Genomic DNA, 4,899 nt, shown 5'->3' on the forward strand with positions numbered 1-4,899 from the left:
GGTAACGCGGGAGGCAGATAATACGCTTTCCCGCTAAAGAGTCAACCTTTTTCTCTACAAGAGACAGTGTTTTCACCGGGTTGCTTCTTCCTGCTTGGGCGACTTGTCAGCCGTTGTTCCCGAGCAGTGGAGGCGCATTATAGGGAGTTCTCAGTTCACCGCAACCCCTAAATTCAATTTTTTGTTCAACCGTCTAATGTTTAATCAAAAGCCATCTAAAGTGGCAATTTTTTCAACGAGTTGAAGCCATATTCCTGCAATACGGGTGATATAGCATCAGTAGCCTGATTGAATGTCATACAATAAGCCAGGTTCTCTTCCTGAGTTGAGAGCAGATTCTCTTGGGTAGCGATCAGCCAAGCAGCCCGACGCGCAATCGCCGCCCCGGAATCCACTAATCTCGTCCCTTCAGGTAATACCTGCGTCAGTTCCTCAGCCAACAACGGGAAATGGGTACACCCCAGCACTACCGTGTCAGGTGGCTCACGCATGCTCAACCACGGCTGTAGTATTTTCTTTAGTGTCGCCATAGGTACTGGTTCACCGTGTAACTTGGCCTCGGCGAGTTCAACCAGTTCTGAGGAACCCAACAATTCGATTTTGCAATCCTTGGCGAAACGCTCAATCAATTCGCGCGTATAAGTGCGCTGAACCGTGCCACGAGTTGCTAATAAACCGACGACACCGTTAGCTGTGAGCTTAACCGCTGGTTTGATGGCAGGAACGACCCCCACCACCGGGAAGGTGAAGCTCTCTCGCAGCGCAGGTAAAGAAACGGTACTGGCAGTATTACAAGCGATGATAACGAGAGCCAAGGGGTGGTGTTGCTGAACCGCACTGACGATTTCCAGCACACGCTCAATGATAAATTCTTCGGATTTTTCACCATAGGGGAAAGCGACATTATCAAAGGCATATATATAGTGGAGATCCGGCAGCAATTGCCGAACCTCTTGATACACAGACAGCCCGCCGACACCGGAATCAAAGATCAATACCGAGGGGCGGGAGATCGCAGTGGTGTTAGAAGGTATAGCTTCCAGTGAGGTGGTATTCTCTTCCTGGTGTTGCGTAGCCATATGCCGTCTCATACTCTTTATCAAACAGGTTGGCGATTCTACCACGAACTGTCAGATGTGAGGTGACCGGATATGAGACAGCAACATCCCATAGACTGACACCCCCCAGTTTGACGCTCTGGTTAGGATAGACGTTATAGTTCTTATCATACCGCTCTCCTAAGTATTGATAAGTGACCGCCCAATCAAAATCATAAACCTGCCAATCCAATTCATATTTTACCAGTTGTTTGGAGCGACGCAGCAGTGTCTCATTAGTTTTGCGATTGCGCGGATCGACATAATCATAAGAAAGTTGATGAGTCAGCGGGCCGGTGTCAAATGACGCCGTGGCTTCAACCCCTTTAATCTTCGCCTGATCCACATTGTAATAAGCAAACTCACCCCCTTTTTGAGCGTAGTCGATCAGGTTATCGATATCGTTCTGATATCCCGTTACCCGCCAGCTTACCGGACCGGTCAAGCCTTCAAAACCGCCTTCCCACTGTTTGCTTTCTTCTGGCTTCAGGTCCGGGTTGCCCCAGGTACCGCCGTAAAGCTGGCCCAAATTTGGCCCTTTGAATGCTGTGCCGTAAGAGATAATGGCTCGATAACCTTCAATAAACTCCCATGAAGTGCTGGCTTGCCAAGTATTGTGCCAACCAAACTGCGAGCTATCATCGCCACGTAGCGCGCCTTCCAAAATCACCGTATCAATTTGCTGCTGAGCTGTTAGATACAAACCGGTATTGCGCCGACTTTTGCTATCCGTGATATAAGCCGTACCGGGTTCCAGCTTTTGCTCCTGCCAATCGACCCCAGTGCTGATGCTACCTTGCCCAACCTTGACGTTGTTGCCCCACTGAAGATTATATTGCGTGGTGTCATCCAGCGTAGATGAAGCGGAATAACGACCATATTTCGGGTCATAATTATAATCTTTGCTATGGCTATAACTGGCCGTCAATTGCGTGGCATAAATACCTTGGTGATAGCGTAAGCCACTGTCCCAAGACTGGCTGTATAGCTGGCGGGTATCCGGTAATGCATCAAAATTTACCGGGTCGTTAAAGCTATAGAAACCATCATAGGACGTGCGGTTATCGTAACCATAGCCGCGCACAAACCCCTGCAGTTGCCCACTGAATTGATGTTGCAGCTCACCATACAGCGACTTGCTCATAAAACCATCACGATCCGGTTGTGCCGGGTTACCAAAGCTGTCCGGCAGACCGGCGACCACATCATAACCTTTGCTATAGGTGTAATTACCCGCCATGGTGGCGATAGTTTTGTCACCCAATTGCTGCTGGGTCGCGCCGTCATATGCCTGAAAACCATTGGAGCCGATGCCAGCCGAAAGGGTAGAACCATTCTTTTCACGGGTGGTGATAATGTTGACCACCCCACCAATCGCGTCTGAACCATAGACTGCCGAGCGGGAGCCACGAATAAACTCCACTCTCTGTACCAGTGAAATGGGGATTTGGCTCAGATCAGAAGAGCCACTGATCCCTGCCTGGTTCAAGCGGACACCATTAATCAATAGCAGGACATGCCGTGATTCTGTACCACGGATAAATAGTGCGGAGCTCTGCCCCATCCCGCCATTTTGCGCGATATCCACCCCTGGCAAGCGGCGCATAACATCAACCAGGCTTTTAGCCTGCCAACGCTCAATATCATTACGGGTCACAATAGAGGTGGGAGCTAACACGGAGGAAACTGGCTGAGGAAAGCGATTGGCTGTCACCACCAGGTTGTCACTATCATTGGTTACGGTGTTGTCTTGCGCCCATGCTGAAAGTGCTGTTGTGGAGGAAACCACCACCAGCAGTACATTTTTTATCATTGTCATTACGAAAAGCATCCAAACTTATCATTGGCGGATGCCGCAGAGCCACAGCCGATAATCGCGACAGCTATGGATATTGCGACGTACACCGGCAGGTTTTCGGGCTTGGGATTTGCTGATTGCCATTAGCAACCCGCACCGGGCGATGACTTCCCATCCAGCAGTGGACAGTGTCTATGTTGTTTAAACCTGATATACCCTTGGTTTTTTAGGCTGCAGAGCCGTTATGCTGGCCGACTTGTTACACTATTGCCGTTATCTGCACCTTGAATAAACCCGAGCATCAACTCAAGATTAAAACGCTATCGCCGTGACTTCCCCATACCGCTGCGCGTCAGCTCCAGATTTGCACTGGATTCCCTTTTCACTCGCTGCTTGAGACCGGACGCTCATGCTACCGCCAATAAAAATGGATGTCTAGATTGCCAATTGTGTTTCGAATTAGCATCGCCAAAGTTGGACTTCATCGAACGATGCCCTACAATCGCCGCTGTTCCAATTAGCCTGACGAGAATGAACCATGACACCCGAGACTTTGCCCACTGAACGCTATGATGATCAACTGGCAGAAAAAACTGCCCGCCTGAAGACCATGATGTCTCCGTTTATGGCACCCGAGCCGGAAGTGTTTCGCTCGCCAGTCAGCCACTATCGCATGCGGGCAGAGTTCCGTATCTGGCATGATGAAGAAGATATGTATCACATCATGTTTGATCAGCAGACCAAACAACGCATTCGTGTAGATTCTTTCCCTGCGGCCAGTGAGCTGATCAACCGCCTGATGAGCGCGTTAATGGCAGCACTCAAGCCCAACCCGGCGCTGCGCCATAAATTATTCCAAATTGATTATCTCTCTACCCAGAGCGGGAAAATCATTGCCTCTTTACTGTACCATCGCAAATTAGACGAGCAGTGGCAGCAAGCGGCCTCAGCATTGCGTGATACCTTACGTGCACAGGGGTTCGACCTCCAACTTATTGGCCGAGCCTCAAAGATGAAGGTGGTACTGGATCAGGATTATATTGATGAAGTCCTGCCCGTTGGCGGTCGTAATATGATTTATCGGCAGGTGGAGAACAGCTTCACTCAGCCCAATGCGGCGATCAACGTGCAAATGTTGGAATGGGCGCTAGATGTGACTCAGGATTCCAAAGGCGACCTACTGGAACTGTATTGCGGTAACGGTAACTTCTCACTGGCACTGGCGCGCAACTTCGAACGGGTGTTGGCCACTGAGATCGCTAAACCGTCGGTGGCTGCAGCGCAATACAACATCGCTGCCAATCATATCGACAACGTACAGATTATCCGTATGGCCGCCGAAGATTTCACCCAAGCAATGCAGGGAGTACGTGAGTTCAACCGTTTAAAGGGGATCGATTTGAGCAGTTACCACTGCGAGACGATTTTCGTCGATCCTCCGCGTAGTGGGTTAGATGCTGAAACAATAAAAATGGTACAAGCCTACCCTCGCATCCTTTATATCTCCTGCAACCCGGAAACACTGTGTGCCAACCTCGACACGTTGCAAGCCACACACAAAATTACCCGCCTGGCACTGTTTGATCAATTCCCTTACACCCACCATATGGAAGCGGGTGTGATGCTAGAACGTATTTAATGCAAATAGTGGCCTGACGCCCAGTGAATCAGAGCGGCAATTAATGGGTATGCTCGCAACTCGGTGACCAATTTTTCTTGACCACTACAATCCGCTCAATCGTGTTTTTCTCTTGAGCTCTCTGGAAACAGTGGATTGACTGATGCTTAGCAGTTTAGCGATACGACTTTGCGAGCAACTGCTTTTCTTTAGGGCTTCGATCTGGCATCGTTGACCCTTGGTCAGTTGTCGATATTGTCTCATTTTGTGCATCTCTTGCTGGAGAGCAAAAGGTGAGCTTACCAGCAGCTAACCTTTCCTTTTCAGCTATCGCAAGTTATGCACTTGGTAGTTGAATCTAAGAATCATGAACGACCAGATAAAGC

Annotated in this window: 4 protein-coding genes and 1 riboswitch; of the genes, 1 reads left to right on the plus strand and 3 read right to left on the minus strand. The window is 49.5% G+C overall.

The features are described 5' to 3' along the window. Positions 1–215 precede the first annotated feature (215 nt). Together murI and btuB are read right to left on the minus strand one after the other, a co-directional pair. The gene (gene murI / locus AC2A06_RS18385) at positions 216–1,079 is read right to left on the minus strand and encodes a glutamate racemase (RefSeq protein WP_484381239.1); all 864 of its coding nucleotides are present in this window, start codon (positions 1,077–1,079) and stop codon (positions 216–218) included. After that, positions 1,024–2,916 carry a TonB-dependent vitamin B12 receptor BtuB gene (gene btuB / locus AC2A06_RS18390; protein WP_484381240.1) on the minus strand — a complete coding sequence of 631 codons (1,893 nt, stop codon included), beginning with the start codon at positions 2,914–2,916 and terminating at the stop codon, positions 1,024–1,026. The genes murI and btuB overlap by 56 nt, the downstream gene beginning before the upstream one ends. 70 nt (positions 2,917–2,986) lie before the next feature. Then, a riboswitch (cobalamin riboswitch) is annotated at positions 2,987–3,311 on the minus strand. Between the two features lie 122 nt (positions 3,312–3,433). Here btuB and trmA point away from each other — a divergent pair. After that, entirely contained in the window at positions 3,434–4,534 is a 1,101-nt protein-coding gene (trmA, locus tag AC2A06_RS18395; protein WP_484381241.1) for a tRNA (uridine(54)-C5)-methyltransferase TrmA, read from the plus strand. Positions 4,535–4,618: 84 nt separating this feature from the next. Here the strand turns inward: trmA and AC2A06_RS18400 are convergent, their stop codons facing one another. Further along, positions 4,619–4,786 (minus strand): helix-turn-helix domain-containing protein, encoded by a 168-nt coding sequence (locus AC2A06_RS18400; protein ID WP_081878594.1) that lies wholly within the window; start codon positions 4,784–4,786, stop codon positions 4,619–4,621. Positions 4,787–4,899: the final 113 nt, after the last annotated feature.

It is taken from the genome of Serratia sp. HNCC26DJ244 (genome assembly GCF_057180565.1).